At 61.1% G+C, this 18,494-nt stretch carries 19 protein-coding genes; 9 read left to right on the forward strand and 10 right to left on the reverse strand.

Features of this window, described 5'->3' with window-relative positions; translation table 11 throughout:
• The first annotated feature begins 138 nt into the window (after nt 1-138).
• The 3 genes from BLW62_RS13920 (at nt 139) to BLW62_RS19290 (ending at nt 1,515) form a co-directional block, all read left to right on the forward strand.
• Nucleotides 139-567, forward strand: a complete 429-nt coding sequence (locus tag BLW62_RS13920; RefSeq protein WP_004267302.1) for a 30S ribosomal protein S12 — start codon at nt 139-141, stop codon at nt 565-567.
• Between the two features lie 2 nt (nt 568-569).
• A complete protein-coding gene (locus tag BLW62_RS13925; RefSeq protein ID WP_090507662.1) occupies nt 570-1,178 on the forward strand; it encodes a 30S ribosomal protein S7 in 609 nt (202 codons plus the stop codon).
• Between the two features lie 211 nt (nt 1,179-1,389).
• Nucleotides 1,390-1,515, forward strand: a complete 126-nt coding sequence (locus BLW62_RS19290) for a DUF7503 family protein (protein ID WP_449289557.1) — start codon at nt 1,390-1,392, stop codon at nt 1,513-1,515.
• 7 nt (nt 1,516-1,522) lie between these two features.
• Here the strand turns inward: BLW62_RS19290 and BLW62_RS13930 are convergent, their stop codons facing one another.
• From BLW62_RS13930 to BLW62_RS13940, 3 genes are all read right to left on the reverse strand, one after another.
• Complete coding sequence (locus BLW62_RS13930; RefSeq protein ID WP_090507663.1) at nt 1,523-3,607, reverse strand: hypothetical protein; 2,085 nt, start codon at nt 3,605-3,607, stop codon at nt 1,523-1,525.
• Nucleotides 3,608-3,673: 66 nt separating this feature from the next.
• Complete coding sequence (locus BLW62_RS13935) at nt 3,674-4,393, reverse strand: DUF7504 family protein (protein WP_090507664.1); 720 nt, start codon at nt 4,391-4,393, stop codon at nt 3,674-3,676.
• Between the two features lie 205 nt (nt 4,394-4,598).
• Complete coding sequence (locus BLW62_RS13940; RefSeq protein ID WP_090507665.1) at nt 4,599-5,354, reverse strand: DUF5781 family protein; 756 nt, start codon at nt 5,352-5,354, stop codon at nt 4,599-4,601.
• Nucleotides 5,355-5,598: 244 nt separating this feature from the next.
• Here BLW62_RS13940 and BLW62_RS13945 point away from each other — a divergent pair, with 244 nt between their 5' ends.
• Entirely contained in the window at nt 5,599-7,785 is a 2,187-nt protein-coding gene (locus tag BLW62_RS13945) for an elongation factor EF-2 (RefSeq protein WP_090507869.1), read from the forward strand.
• A gap of 425 nt (nt 7,786-8,210) precedes the next feature.
• Here the strand turns inward: BLW62_RS13945 and serS are convergent, their stop codons facing one another.
• On the reverse strand, nt 8,211-9,590 hold the full coding sequence (serS, locus tag BLW62_RS13950; protein ID WP_090507666.1) for a serine--tRNA ligase: 1,380 nt from the start codon (nt 9,588-9,590) through the stop codon (nt 8,211-8,213).
• A gap of 139 nt (nt 9,591-9,729) precedes the next feature.
• On the opposite strand from serS, the gene BLW62_RS13955 reads away from it, so the two are divergent.
• A complete protein-coding gene (locus BLW62_RS13955) occupies nt 9,730-10,938 on the forward strand; it encodes a potassium channel family protein (RefSeq protein ID WP_090507667.1) in 1,209 nt (402 codons plus the stop codon).
• An 86-nt stretch (nt 10,939-11,024) separates the two neighbouring features.
• Here the strand turns inward: BLW62_RS13955 and BLW62_RS18765 are convergent, their stop codons facing one another.
• The 3 genes from BLW62_RS18765 to BLW62_RS13965 form a co-directional block, all read right to left on the reverse strand.
• Nucleotides 11,025-11,162, reverse strand: a complete 138-nt coding sequence (locus BLW62_RS18765) for a hypothetical protein (protein WP_175459757.1) — start codon at nt 11,160-11,162, stop codon at nt 11,025-11,027.
• Between the two features lie 254 nt (nt 11,163-11,416).
• A complete protein-coding gene (locus BLW62_RS13960; RefSeq protein ID WP_090507668.1) occupies nt 11,417-11,998 on the reverse strand; it encodes a magnesium transporter in 582 nt (193 codons plus the stop codon).
• The gene (locus BLW62_RS13965) at nt 11,998-12,573 is read right to left on the reverse strand and encodes a magnesium transporter (protein ID WP_090507669.1); all 576 of its coding nucleotides are present in this window, start codon (nt 12,571-12,573) and stop codon (nt 11,998-12,000) included. The genes BLW62_RS13960 and BLW62_RS13965 overlap by 1 nt, the downstream gene beginning before the upstream one ends.
• Before the next feature lie 167 nt (nt 12,574-12,740).
• On the opposite strand from BLW62_RS13965, the gene BLW62_RS18770 reads away from it, so the two are divergent.
• Together BLW62_RS18770 and mgtE are read left to right on the forward strand one after the other, a co-directional pair.
• Nucleotides 12,741-12,917 carry a hypothetical protein gene (locus tag BLW62_RS18770; protein WP_175459758.1) on the forward strand — a complete coding sequence of 59 codons (177 nt, stop codon included), beginning with the start codon at nt 12,741-12,743 and terminating at the stop codon, nt 12,915-12,917.
• Complete coding sequence (mgtE, locus tag BLW62_RS13970; RefSeq protein ID WP_090507670.1) at nt 12,904-13,971, forward strand: magnesium transporter; 1,068 nt, start codon at nt 12,904-12,906, stop codon at nt 13,969-13,971. The genes BLW62_RS18770 and mgtE overlap by 14 nt, the downstream gene beginning before the upstream one ends.
• 106 nt (nt 13,972-14,077) lie before the next feature.
• Here the strand turns inward: mgtE and BLW62_RS13975 are convergent, their stop codons facing one another.
• Together BLW62_RS13975 and BLW62_RS13980 are read right to left on the reverse strand one after the other, a co-directional pair.
• A complete protein-coding gene (locus tag BLW62_RS13975; RefSeq protein ID WP_090507671.1) occupies nt 14,078-14,470 on the reverse strand; it encodes a fluoride efflux transporter FluC in 393 nt (130 codons plus the stop codon).
• Nucleotides 14,467-14,880: a fluoride efflux transporter FluC gene (locus BLW62_RS13980; RefSeq protein ID WP_090507672.1), complete on the reverse strand. Its 414-nt coding sequence runs from the start codon at nt 14,878-14,880 to the stop codon at nt 14,467-14,469. Before BLW62_RS13980 ends, BLW62_RS13975 begins: the two co-directional genes overlap by 4 nt.
• A gap of 234 nt (nt 14,881-15,114) precedes the next feature.
• On the opposite strand from BLW62_RS13980, the gene BLW62_RS13985 reads away from it, so the two are divergent.
• A complete protein-coding gene (locus BLW62_RS13985; RefSeq protein WP_090507673.1) occupies nt 15,115-16,020 on the forward strand; it encodes a cation diffusion facilitator family transporter in 906 nt (301 codons plus the stop codon).
• 3 nt (nt 16,021-16,023) lie between these two features.
• On the opposite strand, the gene BLW62_RS13990 is transcribed toward BLW62_RS13985, so the two are convergent.
• Entirely contained in the window at nt 16,024-17,250 is a 1,227-nt protein-coding gene (locus BLW62_RS13990) for a sensor histidine kinase (RefSeq protein WP_090507674.1), read from the reverse strand.
• 191 nt (nt 17,251-17,441) lie between these two features.
• Between BLW62_RS13990 and BLW62_RS13995 the strand changes: the two genes are divergently transcribed.
• Complete coding sequence (locus tag BLW62_RS13995) at nt 17,442-18,368, forward strand: MBL fold metallo-hydrolase (protein ID WP_090507675.1); 927 nt, start codon at nt 17,442-17,444, stop codon at nt 18,366-18,368.
• Nucleotides 18,369-18,494 lie beyond the last annotated feature (126 nt).

Here is an 18,494-nt window from a genome sequence, read left to right on the forward strand (position 1 = left end):
ACGCCGTGCTCTGTCCGTAACTCGAGTCGTTCTGAAACGCGCTCAGATTCCTCGAGGGGGGTACGTCGAGCGTTCTCGAGGCGTAACGTCCGACTCCAAAAGGGGACGCTTAAGTGCCTCCGTCGGATACCGACGTGCATGGCAAACGGCAAATACGCCGCGCGCAAGCTCAAGAAGGACCGCCAGAATCAGCGGTGGTCCGACTCTGACTACGCGCGCCGTGCACGTGGACTTCGAGAGAAGTCGGACCCGCTCGAGGGTGCCCCACAGGCTCGCGGTATCGTCCTCGAAAAGGTCGGCATCGAAGCGAAACAGCCCAACTCGGCGATTCGAAAGTGCGTCCGAGTGCAGCTCATCAAGAACGGAAAGCAGGTCACCGCGTTCTGTCCCGGTGACGGTGCCATTTCGTTCATCGACGAACACGACGAAGTCACCATCGCCGGTATCGGTGGGGCGAAGGGTCGTGCGATGGGTGACCTTTCCGGTGTCAACTACAAGGTCGACAAGGTCAACGGCGTCGCGCTGAAAGAACTCGTTCGCGGAAACGCAGAGAAACCGGTGCGATAATCATGGCGACAGAAGATCAACCAGATCCAGACGCCCCTGCTGGCGGCGCAGACGTGGGCGCACAGTTGTTCGGCACGTGGGATATCGACGAAATCGCGTACGAAGATCCCTCGACCGAACGCTACATCACGGTCACGCCGGTCGCTCACACCGCCGGTCGACACGCCGGCAAACAGTTCAAGAAGTCTCAGGTCTCCATCGTCGAGCGCTTCATCAACCGACTGATGCAGACCGAGGAGAACACGGGGAAGAAACAACAGACGCTCAATCACGTCCGCGATGCGTTCGAACTCATCAACGAGCGGGTCGACGAAAACCCGATTCAGGTACTCGTCACCGCTGTCGAGAACGCAGCTCCGCGTGAGGAGACCGTCCGCCTGAAATACGGTGGTATCTCCGTTCCGAAAGCTGTCGACGTCGCACCTCAGCGACGAGTCGACCAGGCGCTCAAGTTCCTCGCAGAGGGTGTCTACAACGACTCGTTCAAAACGCCGACGCCGGCCGCAGAGGCTATCGCGAGTCAGCTCATCGGCGCGTCTAACTACGACGTCCAGACGTACGCTGTGAGTCAGAAAGAAGAAAAAGAGCGCGTTGCGGCAGCAGCACGCTAACTCCGACGCGATATTTTCTCTCTCGACGCCAGCTCTTCTCGAGAGAAATCTTTCGATGCCGTCGGTACGGAGATTGCCCCGTCGAACATCCTCGTGAACACAACTGACTGTGTTCTTGATACAACTCGGGAGAGTGGTTCCACTCTGGGTTTACTTGTGAGAATTTTTCAGAAAAATTTATTCCACGCTGGGACGATGTATCTATTGCACCATGACGGACCTTACCACGCACCTAAAGAATCACCCACGAATGATTGGCGTTCTGTTCACAATATTGCTCGCCCTCTCACAGGCGGGAACCGCTGCTGCGAATATGGAATTCTACCCGGGACCGTAACTGAGTGCTAGAGTCGCTCAGTTACGTCGTCACTCCAGTGTATTTCACCGTCGACCAGAAGCGGTGTCTCTTTCAATCGGAGAAAGTCCTCGAGCTGTTGGGGTGTCGCGGAGATCGATTCGATTCGTTTAGGGTGCAAGTAGTACGACTTGATAGGCTCTAAATGGGATGTAACGACACTCCCCTTTTTCGTCCCAGCGCCTTCGTAGGTTTCGAGCGAAACGGTGAGTTCGTCAGCACTGGCGGCATCGTCTATCTCGTCGTGAAACACGCACAGTGCTGGTACGCCGGTCGTTGGCTGAGCGATCGTCGTCGTTCCGTCGCCGACGATCTGATACTGGCCCGCGACGGTGCTTTCCTTTCGTGCGAGATTGAGCGCAGCGTAGAGTGAGAATCCGTGGTTCAAGAGGTGTGCGACAACGCTGCCGACGTTGATGGCTCCGTCGTTGACGACGTCGCCACGGGTCGTAATGCCACCAATACTTCCCGATTCGATCAAGTGAATCCCCTGTTCGTGGGATTGACAGGCGTTGAGGATGAACGCCTTCGCACCGACTTGGTCGACGGTCTCCGCGCTCAGGACGCCATCTGTACACTGAAACCCATCGGCGTCGATGTGGCCGATATAGTGGAAGAAGTCACCGTTGCTCGAGAGGATCGCCTCGAGTTCTGCGACGGTGACGTCGTAGGAGACGGTCACGTCGAAGGGAAGTTCCTCGTGAGTTCCGTAGACGCCGTTTACGGTCTCGAGTTCGTCTGACATCCGCTCGTCGGTGCAGACGACGTCGATCTCGATTGGATCCGCTCCAGGTCGTCGATCGACGTTGTTGTAAAATGCCGAGAGCGGTGTCGTACTCCGGAGCGCACTCTCGCTTGCGCGCTGCCACACCTGCTGTACTGTCTTTCCCGTCGTCGGAATATTCTCACTCGAGGACTCGGTTCCACCACGTTCGTGGCGATTGTCGGTGGTTCCCGACCGAGTGAAGTCAGCAACTGCCCGTCGCTGTTGTGTCGACGTAGATCGCTGCGTGACGTCGTTATCGGTCGTCTGGACGAGTGCGAGGTCGTTCGCGATAAACGGGAGGAACGGGGCCCGATCTGGAGTTGGACGACAGTGGACCTCGAGGCGCCACTCGGGAATGTGGTCTGCGATCACCGAATGCGGGACCTCGAGGTAGCGTTCGAGTTGCACCGCCAGTGGCTCGTCGTAGAGTGCGTCGATATCGAACGGGAGATGGGATTCGACGGCCGGCCGCTCGGCGAGGGGCAGCGGGGTGATTCCCGCCGTCCGAACGATGCAATCGAGGAAGAACACGTGCTTCAACACCCGCCCGACCGTTCGTTCGAAGGATTCCCCCGTATCGAGTGGATACTCGAAGCCGCGGTCGGTAGTGAGTTGTGGGCTGGGACCGGGGACGACCGACGCGCCGAGATAGTATGCCAGTGACACCACTGGAAACAGCTGTCGGTGTGTGGGCTGTATTGCAATTTCCACGCCCGTGTCCGGTGTGTCGAGCGAGTCTGGAATCGCTACTTCGTCACCGATCTTCAGTGAGGGCGGATGTCCACGAAGGGTTGGATACGATCGATCGGCCTCGAGCGTCTTCAGTGCGGACCCGAATGCGGAGACGGCCGTCATGACGTCCGTCGGTGCTGTCGTCGTCGTGATCTGTTGTGCTGGGCGCGTGTGATACGACCGGGCACCGACGACGACGCGCGTTTCGTCGCCAAAGGCGATGTGTGTTTGATCCGCGTCGAAGTAGACGTACGCACTCCCCGTTGCCTCGAGGTAGATTTTCAGGGAGGCGGAGAGTTCGAGTGTGTACTGTCCGGCAGGCATCGACGTCGGGTTCGGCGGTTTCGCCTCGGCGACCATCGCGCCACTCTCGTCTCGGATGTAGACGTGCTTGTTCGTCGGGAGCGTGATCGTGTTCGTCGATATCTCGACCGCTGCATCGACCGGATACTCGAGACGACCAGTGCGTACGGGTGTTGGCGACACCGTCGTCTGTGTCGTGAGCCGATAGCGATGTCGCTCGATCGGATCGATAATGACGATTCCATCGTTGGTCCGTTTGAACTTCGGTTTCATGGCGAGGACGATTCGGACTGGCGTCGTGCTGGTGCACAGTAGACGACTCGGGTGGTGGTGCGGCGACTACTCGCGCGAGATCCAACCGGAACTGCGGTTACCCTCGTTGATCGACCACTGTTCTTGGAACGCTCCGTCTCGTTCGCGAAGCTCGACGACGATGTCAAACAGTGGTTCGAGAAGGGAGACGGCGTCTGCGTCGCGCTCGAGTGGGAGGTGATAGTGGATCATGCCGCTTGAGTCCTGTACTTTGCCGGTGGTCAGATGCACGAACTTGAAAACACGTTCGACGCCGTATTCCTCGAGCAGTGGCACCAGTGAGTCGACACCGACGCGGAGGGCTGCGGGTTCGAATCCGTCGTTGCTCGCCTCGAGCGTGTCGACCGCCCTCGATATTTCGACGGCGAGGTCGGTAAGTGACGTCGTTCTCGCGGGTGTTTGCTCGAGCGCAGGCGACGAACGTTCCTCGAACGTAGACTCGTTGTTGTCGGTACTGACGCTCCGGGCGTGTGTTTCGTAGCTGATGAGTTCGAGGGGGTCGGACGACAGTTGCGCTGCGTCGAGCACGTCGGTGGTTCGGTACGGTCGGCCGAGGGTAGAGACCAGAACACGATGGCGTGACTGGGCAGCCGATTGGCCCAGGAGACGGTGACAAATATCTCGGCGGTAGTCAGTATCGACGGCACCGACGACGAGGACGCTTGCACCCGAACGTTTCAGTTGTGACAACGTTTTGGTAAACTTCCCCTCGCTGGTCGTCTCACCCCAGCTGTCTCGCGAACTCATCGATATATTCCACACATCGGCGGGTGGAACATTAAATGTTCGGGCTCGTTGGGACAGTGTGTCCGTTTGTGAGCCTGTCTCGATCGTTTCGGAGCGTTCGTGAAACACGACGTCTTGTCGAACAGACAGAAATGCAGAGCGGGTGTGACGGACGGAGACCGGTTTCGGTCGGAGGGCGTCACTTTCAGCAGGTGCGAAACGGCGGTTACTCTCCTGTGACTCCACCGTTATCGACGTATGCGCGGGTCGCATCGACGAGCATCTGTCGATACGTACTCGAGTCCGGATTCGCGACGAGTTCGCGAAAGCGGCGTTTGAACCCCTCGAAGTCGACGCTCGGCGCGTCCATCGCGGCGGCGTACGCGAGATCGTACAGTCGGTGGTCGTCCTCGACGAGGTCGTGACGTTCGGCCAGTGCGAGCGCGAACGCGGCGTTGACGGCCGTGATATCCGGATCTGCACTCGCAGAGCGGCGCGTGAGTCCTGACCGAGACGGCGTCTCGGGTCGGTCGGCGACGGCCATCGCGAGGCTGGACTCGAGGAACGACAGGAGTTTTTCGCCGGGACCGACGGTGAGCGTGATGTCGTCGGCGTAGATATCCTTCATGTGATTTGCGATCTGGTAGCAATGCGAGAGCTTTCGGCGCTCGACGCTCTTGCCGGCCAACCCGAGGTAGAGAACCTCTTCTGTCGATTGAGTGTGGGAAGGGTGGGCCTGCTCGTACCTGGCCATATGGGAGAACTCGTGAAGGGCAAGTTCGCGAGCCATCGCGCTCGAGGCGGCTTGCTTCGAGATGTTCAGGACGTGTCGGTCGTCGTAGTGTCCGGCCCAGGTTCGTTCGTCTGGGTCGTCTCGGAGGTGGACGTGGACGGGCAACGAGAGATCGTGTTCCGTTTCGAAGAGGTCACGGGCCCCGAGGAACGGAGAAGTCGGCCCTGCACCCTGTACGCGGAGATCCATGGGTATCTGTATCACGTTCTGCCGCCCTATGTCTTTTGCGCTCGTACTGTCCGATTACTGATGGGTAAGTGGTCGTTCCTCGACGTTGTATTCACGCGTTCGAATCCCGTCGTTTCGTCTTTACAGGCTGCATGTTATTCACTCACCCAGATTGGAAATTATGGCGTAACGTGCGCGAATCCGACGGATTCGAGCGGCGACGAAACACTACCCTTTTGACCCCGCTACCGATAATAGGATGTATATGGGCCGACGCAAGAAAATCGTCCAAGAGTGTGAACGGTTGATGGACGAACCGGAGAACATCCGGAACATCGCCATCGCCGCTCACGTCGATCACGGAAAAACAACCCTTTCTGACAATCTCCTCGCTGGTGCCGGCATGATCTCCGACGAGACTGCCGGCGAACAGCTCGCGATGGACACGGAAGAAGACGAACAAGAACGTGGGATCACCATCGACGCGGCGAACGTTTCGATGACCCACGAGTACGAGGATACCAACCACCTCATCAACCTCATCGACACGCCCGGCCACGTCGACTTCGGTGGCGACGTGACCCGTGCGATGCGCGCCGTCGACGGTGCGCTCGTCGTCGTCGACGCCGTCGAGGGTGCCATGCCACAGACCGAAACGGTTCTGCGACAGGCACTCCGCGAGGGCGTCAAGCCGACCCTGTTCATCAACAAGGTCGACCGTCTGATCTCCGAACTGCAGGAAGGTCCCGAGGAGATGCAACAGCGCCTCGTCTCGGTCATCAACGACGTCAACGAACTCATTCGTGGCATGACCGAGGAGATGGACGACATCGACGACTGGACCGTCTCCGTCGAGGACGGCACCGTCGGCTTCGGTTCCGCACTGTACAAGTGGGGTGTCTCGATGCCGTCGATGCAGGCCACCGGCATGGACTTCGCCGAGATCATGGAACTCGAGCGCGCCGACAAGCGCCAGAAACTCCACGAGAAGACGCCGCTGTCGGACGTCGTACTCGACATGGTCTGTGAGCACTTCCCGAACCCCGTCGACGCGCAGCCACGGCGTATCCCACGCATCTGGCGTGGTGACGACGAATCTGAACTCGCAGAGGGCATGCGCCTCGTCGACGAATCCGGCGAGGTCGTCTTCATGGTCACCGACATCGGGATGGACCCACACGCCGGCGAAATCGCCTCCGGTCGTGTCTTCTCGGGAACGCTCGAGAAGGGCCAGGAGCTCTACGTCTCCGGGACCGCGGGCAAGAACCGCGTCCAGTCCGTCGGGATCTACATGGGTGGCGAGCGCGAGGAAGTCGACAACGTTCCCGCGGGGAACATCGCAGCCGTCACCGGCCTGCGAGACGCCATCGCGGGCTCGACGGTCTCTTCCGTCGAGATGACGCCGTTCGAGTCGATCGAGCACATCTCGGAACCGGTCATTACAAAGAGCGTCGAGGCCCAGACGATGGACGACCTCCCAAAGCTCATCGAGACGCTGCGCCAGGTCTCCAAGGAGGACCCGACGATCCAGATTACGATCAACGAGGACACCGGCGAGCACCTGATCTCCGGACAGGGTGAACTCCACCTCGAGGTCATCACCCAGCGTATCGAGAAGAACCAGGGCATTCCGGTCAACACCGGTGAACCGATCGTCGTCTACCGCGAGCAGTCCCAGCAGCCAAGCGACGAGATCGAAGGCATCTCGCCGAACCGCCACAACCGTTTCTACGTCTCCGTCGAGCCGATGTCGGACGAACTCGTCGACACGATCAAGCTGGGCGAGGCGTCGATGGACATGCCAGAGCAGGAGCGTCGAGAGGCTCTGCAAGAGGCCGGCATGGACAAAGACGACTCCCAGGAAGTCGAGCACATCCACGGGACGAACATCCTCATCGACGATACGAAGGGGATTCAGCACCTGAACGAGACGATGGAACTCGTGATCGAGGGATTCGAGGACGCCCTCGACAACGGGCCGCTCGCGAACGAGCCGGTTCAGGGGACCCTCATTCGACTCCACGACGCTCGACTCCACGAGGACACCATTCACCGCGGCCCGGCACAGGTCATTCCGGCAACCCGAAACGCGCTCCACAAGGCGCTGATCGACGGGAGGATCAAGCTGCTCGAGCCGATGCAGGACGCTCGTATCGACGTGCCAAACGACCACATGGGTGCCGCCTCCGGCGAGATCCAGGGTCGACGTGGCCGCGTCGACGACATGTACCAGGAGGGTGACCTCATGGTCGTCGAGGGTATCGCACCCGTCGACGAGATGATCGGCTTCGCGAGCGACATCCGCTCCGCGACCGAAGGTCGCGCCGCCTGGAACACCGAGAACGCCGGCTTCGAGGTCATGTCCGACTCCCTCCAGCGCGAAAAGATCATGGAGATCCGCGAGCGCAAGGGCATGAAGCTCGAGTTGCCGCCGAGTATCGACTACATCTAAGGCCCGTTTTTCTCTTCGAGTGCGCTTCGCGCACCGTTTTTGCCACGCCAGTCAGCACCTGCCCTCGAGCACGGCGTTCGTGTTCACCTTCGGACGTTCGCGAATCGTTGGGTGCAGTACTGACCCGTCGCCGATAGTCGACGGTTCGTTCGGTTGTCTCTCTTAGGCTGACCCGCTCCAACCGAGTTGGTAGTCAGGGTTCTGGCGGGTGAGTTGACCAATCCACCTCACTATGGGCGCTTCGTTCATGCTCAACTCGAGTCGAGGACGAACGCCAGCCACTGCTCGTCGCTTCGGTACTCGAGTGACCGTGGCCATGACACAGCGGTGGTTAGGTCGTCCGACATTCGGATAGCGATCGAACCGGTGAGAAGATTGTTACTGTGTTCGACAGGAACGCTCGTCGTCGACCGGGGCGAAATGAGTTACTCTCGTTCGCCCGCACCGAGTGCGGCCTCGCCGACCTTCTCGTGGCCCTCGATGACCTCCTGGCCGCCCATGTACGGCCGCAACGGTTCGGGGATCGTCACCGTGCCGTCGTCGTTCTGGTAGTACTCGAGGATCGCGACCATCACGCGGGGGAGTGCGAGCCCCGAGGCGTTCAGGGTGTGGAGGTACTCGGCCGACTCGTGGCGCTCAGGGCGATAGCGCAGCCCGGCGCGTCGGGCCTGAAAGTCCTCGAAGTTCGACGCGCTCGAGACCTCGAGCCAGCGGCCGCCTTCTTCGGGGCCGACATCCATGTCGTCGCCGGGGGCCCAGATTTCGATGTCGTAGGTCTTCGCGCTCGCGAAGGTCAGGTCGCCGGTACAGAGTTCGAGGATGCGATACGGAAGTTCCAGTCGGCGCAGGACTTCTTCGGCTTCCGAGAGGAGCTCCTCGAGTCGGTCATAGCTTTCCTCGGGTTCGACGAAGTTGACGAGTTCGACCTTGTTGAACTGGTGGACGCGGACGATGCCGCGGGTTTCGGTGCCGTGTTCGCCGGCCTCCCGGCGGAAATTCGGGGTGTAGGCCTGGTGTTTGAGCGGGAGGTCGTCTTTGAGGAGGATCTCGTCGGCGTACATGTTGGTGACGGGAACCTCCGCGGTCGGACAGAGCCAGAGGTCGTCGTCGTCGTAGTCCTCTTCGTTGCTGGCGCCCAGTCGGTAGGCGTCGTCCGCGAACTTCGGGAGCTGGCCGGTGCCGCGCATCGATTCGCTCGAGACGGGAATCGGCGGGAAGAGATCGACGTACTCCTGCTCGCGGTGGACGTCCATCATGAACTGGACGAGGGCGTGCTCGAGTCGTGCGCCGTCGCCTTTGAGGAAGTAAAAGCCAGAGCCCGTCGTCTTCGCGCCGCGGCCTTCGTCGATGATGTCGAGATTCTCGCCGAGTTCGTAGTGGGGGGTGATTTCGTCGGCGTCGACGCGGAGGTCCTCGAAGCCCCAGCGCCGGTCCTCGACGTTGTGGCGCTCGTCGACCCCTTTCGGGACGCTTTCGTCTGGGAGTTGGGGAACCTCGAGCATTCGCTCGTCGAGTTCCTCGCGCAACTCGGCGGCTTCGGCTTCGACGTCCTCGATTTCGGCTTTCAGCTCCTTCGACTGGGTGATCGCCTCGTCCTTTTCGTCCTGTTTGCCGTCGGCGACTAATTCGCCAATTCGTTGGGTGACCTGATTGCGCTCGTGGCGCAGTTCGTCACCGCGAGCTTTCAGTTCTCGCCACCGTTCGTCGATCTCGAGGAGGTCGTCGAGGTCGACGTCTGCACCGCGGGCCTCGAGCGCGTCGCGTACCTCTTGGGGGTTCTCGCGAAGATAAGTCCGGTCGAGCATTGCTCGTGGCTTCTTCGTGGCGGGGCAAAACCGTGTCGGAAGGCAGTTCTAGTGGCGATTGTCGCAGTTGGTGAAAATCCGGGGCGAATATGGCGAGTCGCGGGAAACGCTTTTTTCGGTACGGGACGGGGTTTCGCGTATGGACCCGCTCGAGGGCGAAGCGTCGTCGGCATCGGTCGAGTACGAGCCCGTCAGCGTCAAGGACGTCCTCGTCGAGATGAAAGACACCGCAGAGTTGCTCATCGACCTCTCGTATTCGGCCGTCCTTCACCGAAACGCGGACCTCGCACACGAAGTATTGCGCTTAGAAGAGCGAATGAACGTCCTCGAGCTTCGCGCGCGGATGAGCCTTATGATGGCCGTCCGGAAGCCGGCGGACGCTGAAGAACTCGCGCCGGTGTTAGGGATCGTCGCGGCAACGGACTCGATCAGCGATGCGGCCGGCGACATCGCGAAGATCGTCTTAGAGGAGATGGGACTGCCCGATGCGATGCGGGCGGCGCTTCCGGAAGCCGCCGAAACCCTCGTTCGAGGCGTCGTCGACCCGAACTCCGCGTACGCAGGTCGAACGCTCGCGGATATCGACCTCGAGTCCGAAACGGGCGTTCGCGTGATTGCCCTCCGTCGCGGGGACGAGTGGCTGCTCAATCCCGGGCCGGAGACGACCATCGAGGGAGATGACGTCGCGCTCCTTCGCGGACCCGACCCGGCGATCGGTGAGGTCTGTACGGAACTCACCGGTGAGACGTTCGAGCCCCCGACGATCGACGACCCGGGTATTCCGGATCTCGAGCGAGCGGTCGATACGATCGTCCACATGAAGAACCTCTCCGAGCTAGCGGTCGATCTGGCTTACAGCAGCGTCTTGTTCGACAGCGCAGAGTTAGCAGAGGAAGTTCGTAACCTCGAGGTCGAAGTCGACGCGATGCAGTCACGATTCGAGGCGTGGACGTTGCGCGCGGCCGCAGATGCGGACAATCCGGTTGTCTTGCGTGGGCTCATTCGCCTCGGAACCAGCACGGAGGTAATAAGCGACGCGGCGGTCGACATCAGCGAGGGCGTCCTTCGGGATATCGACGTCCACCCGGTCGTCCAGCAGGCGGTTCAAGAGAGCGACGAGATCATTACGCGAGTCGAGGTCAAACCCGAGAGCGAACTCGACGGGACCGCTGTGGTCGCGGGCGTTCCCGACGTCGAGTCGACGATGTCGGTGATCGCGATTCGCCGTCCCGGTGACGGCTGGCTGTTGGTCGCGGACTCGGACGCCGAACTGCGCGGCGGCGACGTGCTCATCTCGAAAGGAACGCGGACGGCTGCGGACGCCTTCGACGCGCTCTCGACGGTCTGAGTCGCTTTCACAGTCGCGTATCTGTCCTGCCGACTGTTGTTTACGTACTTGCGCGTTCACGGCTCGCGTACTCGCGCGTTCGCATCTCACGTGTTCGTCGTGAGAATCGCGACCAACTCGAGGTAGACGAGCGCCCCGAGGAGGGCGACGGCGATGGCGACGAGGAGGGGGACGCCGGTTTTTACGGCGAGTGGGACGCGACTCGTTTGAAACGACGGAATCATGCGTTTCCTCGCTCGGCGAGCTGTCGGTGTCCTTGTCCTCGACTGTCGGTGCGTCGGTGATCGTCGGCGCGCTGGTGGTTGATGACGCGTGCGTGCGGGCGGACTCGAGTCGCTCGTTCGTGATGAGTGGTGACGTGTGAGGCCATACCATGTGGCCAACAGCATGCTATTTGAATCTCAGTCAGACGCCTGACAGACGGCCACTCAGTCCCGGAATACGCCCGTCTCAACGGGGAAGTTACGGTTCGAGTCGCTTAGAATCCGAGGACGCTTGCGGAAACGCCGATGAAGATGACCATACCGAAGACGTCGACGACGTTCGTGACGATTGGAATCGTCGTGTCGTCTGGATCGATCCCCAGCCGATAGGAGCCGTAGGTTGCGGCGAAGCTGAAGACGATCGCGATGACGGCGACGGACATGCCGCTGACGAGCGAGATGAACAGCAGCGACGGAAACCCGACGGCCCCGCCGAAGAGGACGATATCGATCACACCGGCACCGATCGCGAGGGCCGTGAATATCGTTACTGCAAGCGCGAGGATCGCCGCGATGTCAGCCCAGAGTTCTCGGTCGCGCGGATCGAGTTCGGTGGTCCCCAGGTGAAAGCGCGTCGAGAGTCGGGAGCTCAAAATCGCCCCGAGGTTTCCGCCCATGTCGACCATCGTCGGAACCATCACCGCGAGGATAGCGATTTCCTCGATCATGTCCTCTGCGGACTCGAGGGTGATCCCCGCCCAGAGGACGATGGCCGAGAGCACGATGAGCAGCGGAAACATGTTTCCGACGATCGACTTCCAGTCCCACGTCCCGAGTGAGCCCTGTGGAACGACCATCAGAGCAATACCTCCATCGTCCCAACGGCGAACAGTAAGAACAACATCCCGAAGATGTCGCCGAGCGTCGTAACGACTGGGCCGACGAGGTTGTCAGGATCGTAGCCGTATCGATAGCCCGCAAAGATCAACGCGAGCAAGCCGGCGATCATGACGAACGAGGTCAACACACCAGCGACCAACATGATCCCGACGAGTTCGTACAGAGCGGCGACGTCGTCCCAGCCCAACACCCACTCGAGAGCGAACCAGGTGAGCGCACCGATGACGACCGAGATCCCGATGCCGTTGACGAACGACGCCAACACGGCGTTGGTCAGCCGTTCGTTCCACTCGAAGCGGGGTTCGATCAGTCCCTGGTGGAGCCCGCTGGCGATTCGGCCGCCGAGTGCGCCGTAGACGTTCCCGCGAGTTGCCAGAAACACAGGAATCATGACGAAGAGGCCGGGGAACCGTTCGATACTATCGACGAGCCCCTCGAGCACGATGCCAGCGAACAGTCCACCGCCGAGGGCGATCACCAGAATCGGCAGGGCCTCTCGGTAGATTGCCCAGAAGTCGCCGCGAACGCTCATACCAGTGAGTCACTGAGTCTGATGTTAAACGTACCGGCACTGGACGCCGTTTTCGGTCTGTCTCGATCTCGACACCTGTTGGTTGTTACCGATATCCACGGGCCTCTGTGTCGATGTTAGTCGAAGTAGAACTTATTTTTAGCCTGTTCTAATAATCGATTATTTGCATGCTGCACACCAATCACAGCAGTCGAGATGGAACTGCCATCAACGATACCGAACTCGTCGCTGCCGGTTACGAATTCACTCGGACGCTCGAGGACCTGATCCTCGACCTGCTTCAGGGAGAGTTTGCAGGAGTCATTCGCTCGCACAGCCGCGGTGAGGTGTATGGAGGCGAATAACCCCGACCTCGAGTTCCACGCGGATCGGGCAGAAGAGATGGTCGACGACGAGTACGTCGCTGTCACCCAGGAAACGTTCGTCGACACCGCGATCGAGGAGTTCCGCGCGTTCGAACCCGACTCTGACGAAACGACCGTCTATTATCTCTACGTCACCGACAACTCCGGCCGACTCGTCGGCGTCATGTCACTCCGGGAGCTACTCAACGCACCCGAAGACGATGTCGTCGAGGCGCACATGTCGACCGACCTCATTACGATCAACGCCACCGCTGATCCGGAGTACGCCGCGAGCGAGATGGCCGAACGGGACTTTCCAGCTCTGCCGGTCGTCGACGACGACGGCGTGTTAGTCGGCGTCTTGCGAACCGACGACATGATCGATGTCGTCGAGGAGGAAGCGACCGAAGACATCATGAAGAGCGCCGGTTTCTCGTTCGCCGATGTCGAAGCCAGTCGTTCGACGGCGATCCTCGAGTCCTCGATCACGAAAATTCTGCGGCTGCGCTTGCCGTGGTTGCTCGTTGCACTCGCCGGCGGACTCACCGCCGGACTGGTCATCGAAGGCTTCGAGGAGACCCTCGAGGCCATCATCGTGCTCGGCTTTTTCATCCCCGTCATTATGGACATGGGTGGCAACGTCGGCACGCAGGCCTCGACGATTTTCGTCCGCGGCCTCGCCGTCGGCCACATCGACGACCGAAACGCGATGCGCCATTTCAGGCGTGAGGCTGGCGTTGGTCTGACGATCGGCGTCATCATCGGCGCAATCGGCTCCGCGGCGGCGTACCTCTACCTGATGTACGTCCGCGGCCTCGAGGAACCCCTCGCAACGCACGGCGACGTACTCTCCGTGAGCGCCGTGTTGTTCGTCTCCCTCGCAGCCGTCTGTACGATCGCGAGCACGGTCGGCTACGTCGTGCCGTGGATCGCCCACAAACTGGGCTACGACCCGGCGGCCGTCTCCGACCCGCTCGTCACGACGGTCAAGGACATCACCGCGCTGGTGATCTACTTCGGGATGGCGACGCTGCTGCTCGGTCATCTGGTCTGATTCGAACGCGATTCAGAACGGAACCTTTTCTTTTCGCACACGGTCTCGAGCAATCGGCGACGGCATTCGAAACGGGGTTTCGGCGTGCGTTGCGTCGACTCGAGTTTCAAACGACTCCGACCGAGACGACTCCCCAGGCGAGGGCGATCGCACACAGCGAGAGGCCGAGGTTGCCCGCGGCGTTCGCCACGGCGAGGAGTCGATCGCCGCGTTCGTAGAGCTGGACGGTTTCGACGGAAAACGATGAGAAGGTCGTAAACGCCCCGCAGATGCCGATGCCGACCAGTTGGATCGTCGTGTCGCCCGCGCCCAGAAATGTCGCCAGCCCGAAGACGAAACTGCCGAGCACGTTGACCGCGAGCGTCGGCCACGGGAAGCGCTCGCTCGAGAACTGGAGGTAGACCCAGTGGCGTAACAGGGCGCCGATCGCACCGCCGGTGCCGACGACGTGTGCCGGTTCGGGCTCGAACGCGAGGCCCACTATCGACTCGACGCTCACGCCGTCTCACCCTCGGTTGTGCTCACGTCACCGCTGTCGCGAAACTGCCGGGCGAGTTCGCGACTCGCGATGACGGCGGCGAAGCCGAGTCCGTAGTTTCCGGCGACGATAGCGACGAAGAGGAACGGGTCGGCCGCCAGCGACGACTGGACGGCGAACGTGCTGTAGGTCGTCAGCGACGAGAGAAAACCGGTCGTGAAGACGGTTCGGGATCTGCTCCCGACGTATCCCGTGTATTCGGCCTCGTAGACGAGAAAGCCGAGCAGGAAGCAGCCGAGCACGTTGGCCAGCAAAACGGCCTGTATCTCGGTGAACGCGCCGAGTGCGAAGTACCGGAGATTCGCGCCAGCGAAGCCGCCGATGGCGATCAGGGCGAGCGTCTCGAGTCGAACGAGGGGGTGGTCTGCCATGGCTGATGGTGGTACAGGGACCGTCAGCCGTCCTCGCGGTCGGTGAGGGCCCGACGCGAGGCAGTCGGCAGTTGGATTAGGCGGGCCCCATCGCCCAGTTGTGTCGAGGTTCACACACCAGTGGCTTCAGAATTACGGTCTCACGACTCCGATGACGGTCTCCTGACCGTAGCGGGTCGCGATGGCCGACACAGAAGGAAAAGACCCAAGTTTAGACTTGCTCTAAACCAGACGATGGCAATCACCGAGGACGAGCGACGTGGGTTTACTCGAGCGTCGTGGGTCAACGTCCTCGGGAACGCAGCGAAAATCGTCGTCGAGGGGGCCGTCGGATTAGCCTTCGGCAGCGTCGCGCTGATCGCCGACGCGGCCCACTCGATCGCGGACCTGGTCGCGAGCGGCGTGGTCTTGATCTGGGGGCGCAGTTCCTACGACGAACCCGACGATACGCACCCCCACGGCCACGACCGGATCGAACCGCTGACCGCGCTGTTCGTCGGTGCGATGATCGCGCTCCTCGGATTGAATCTGCTCTACGAGTCGGCTCAGGGGATCCTTCAGGGCGTCGACGTCGTTTTTCACCCGTTGTTGCTCGGCGCGCTGGCGTTCGCGATCCTGGATATGCACCTCGTCTACCGCTACACGTCCCTCGTCAACGAGGACCTCGACTCGACGGCGCTCAAAGCGCTCGCGACGGACTGTCTGAACGACATCTACACCTCCTTCGCCGCCGTCGTCGGGGTCATCGGCGTGTTGCTCGGCTTTCCGCTGCTCGATCCCCTCGCCGGCGCACTCGTGAGCGTTCTGGTCGTCTATCAGGGCGTCGAGATCAGCCGCGAGAACGTCGATTACCTCATCGGTGCGGCACCCCACCCCGAGAAGCGAGGCGAGATTACCGAAACGCTCCGTGAGCACCCCAACGTGCAGGGCGTCCACGATCTCACCGTCTTCTATGACGGTCCCGTCCTCGAGGTCGAAGTGCACGTCGAGGTCGACGGCGACATGCCGTTCCGACAGGCACACGACATCGAGTCGGACCTGATCGATCGACTTCGCGCGCTCGAGGACGTCGGTGACGCACACGTCCACCTCGACCCGTCGGGGATCGGCGAGTGGAAAGACTGTCGAGACGACCGCTGAGGCTTACCCGTCGCCGGCAGCAGTCCTCGCGGATCGGTTCGTCGATGCCGACTTACCCGTGTCGTCAGTGACGTCCGTGTTGTCAGTATCGTCCGCTTCGCCGGTACCGTTCGCACCACGACCGTCGGTACCGGCCCGTGGCAACGTAACGGTGAACCTCGAGCCGTCGGGGCTGGTCTCGTTCAACTCGACACAACCGCCGTACCGATTCGACAGAATGTGGACGAGGTACAGTCCAAGCCCGTGATTTCGTGACTTTCGCTCGAACAGCGTCCGTCGGGTCTCCTCGGAAATCCCAGGACCGTTATCCGCGACTTCGACAGTTGCTGTGTCGGCTGTCGTCGTCACGGTGACCGTGACGTGTGGCCTGTCGCTGTCGTTGTGCTCGAGCGCGTTCTCGAGGAGGTTGATGACGATCCACTTAACGCCGCTGTTCGCGCTGACGGCCACGTCGTCGGGAATCGTCGTCTCGATCTCAAGGTGGTCGAACCGTTCGTTAAAAGACTGCACCTCCTCGCGTACCAGCGCGCTCAGGTCGACGCTCGTCGTCGGGTCCTGCGTTTGGCTGGCGTTCAACATCGCTCGCACGTCGTCGATCACGTCGGTGAGTCCCTCGCTCTCGCGGTCGATCGTCTCGAGACTCGAGCGATGGCGATGTTCGTCGCCCACCTCCTCGAGCAACAACGACGCGTGCCCGCTGATTATCTGAGCGCTGTTGAGTACCTCGTGACGGAGGAGGTCGTTTAGATACGTCAACACCTCGCGTTCGTCCTCGAGTCGCTCCGCCCGGACGGCTACGGCCGTCGCCTCGACTTCGCGTTGGATCGCTCGTGCTTCGATGAATCCGAACGTGAATCCAGCGATTGCACCGGTGTTCACGGCGAAGTGCGCCCAGGCGACGTCGCCGGCGAATGAGTACCACGGAAAGAGGACGATCATCGCGAGATTGATCGCCAAAAATCCGAGTCCGACAGCTGTCGTCCAGTAGACGACCCGGCAGTAGCGATCGACGCCGATCTGACTTCGCTCGAGGCGGTATCCGCCCCAGACGAGTCCGAGTGCGGGAGCGGCAATCGTGACCATGCTGAGCGCGATCGCTGTCGTATCGAGCACCGAACGAAACCAGACCGCCCAGCCGAGAAAGACCGCGATCGAGAGCAGGCCGAATCCGCTGACGAGCCACGACAATTTCGCCTGGCCTGCCTGGCAGAGCGCACGAACGGTGCTCATCGGCCCCTCACCATCGGTTCGACCGGTCCAACCACCCACATCTATCGTTAGTAACACGACGCGCGCTAAAGGGTGTACCGGCCAACGGACGAGGGTAAGGCCAACGGACGAGGGTAACCGGCCGACGGGTGGCACTATTGCGTTGTCACCGGGAAACGAGCTTTTAACCGTACAGCCGTGAGGATACGGGTATGGATTCGGCTATCGGCGACGTACAGGAAGTGACGGCGGGCGAGTGTACGGACTGCTACTTCCTCGACACTGGGATGTACGAGACGGCCGGCTACGGTGGCGTCTACATCGTCGACGACGACAACCCGGCCGTCGTCGAGACGGGACTCGGGACGAACCACGAACTCATTCTCGAGGCCCTCGAGGAACTCGAGATCGCCTACGAAGACCTCGCGGCCATCGTCGTCACGCACATTCACCTCGACCACGCCGGCGGCGCTGGCCTCCTCGCCGAGGCGTGCCCGAACGCGGACGTCTACGTTCCCGCACCCGGGACCTCGCTGCTCGCGGACCCCTCGAAACTGGTCGCCGGAACGAAAGCCGCCGTCGGTGACCAGTGGCAGTACTACGTCGACCCGTTGCCCATCGACGAGGACCGAATCGTCAGCGTCGAGGAGGGGGACGTCATCGACCTCGGGACGCACGAACTCAGGGCCCACCACGCACCCGGCCACGCGTTCCACCAACTGGTCTACGAAGATCCCGCGAACGACGCCGTCTTCGTCGGCGACGCCGCGGGTATCTGGGCACCCGGTCCCGAGACGATCACGGAGACTTCTCCACCCTCCGACTTCGACCTCGAGGAGTGTCTTGCGGACGTCGAGATGCTGCAGGAACTCGACCCAGACGTGCTCCTCTACACTCACTTCGGCCCGCGAGCGGTCGGCGACAACGCCGAGGCCGCACTCGAGGAGTACGCCACCGTCCTCACCGAGTGGGTCGATGAAGTCGAATCGAAACGGGAGGAACTCGAGGGCGACGAGGCCGTTCTCGAACACTTCGCGGCCTCGAGCGAGATGGCCGACACGTGGGGAGCAGAGAAAGCGAGTGCGGAAGCGGTGATGAACGCGCGCGGCGTTCTCGGCTATCTCGACGCCGACGAATAACTCGAACCGGAGGACGTGGAAATCCCTGTTGCCGTGTGCACAACGTCGATTTCTCTCGTTGCCCAAAGGGACGGCTCATCGTTACCAACCTCTATCAAAAACCACGGACACCGGTAGCAATCGCGA

The sequence above is a fragment of the Natronorubrum sediminis genome (assembly GCF_900108095.1).
Taxonomy (GTDB): domain Archaea; phylum Halobacteriota; class Halobacteria; order Halobacteriales; family Natrialbaceae; genus Natronorubrum; species Natronorubrum sediminis.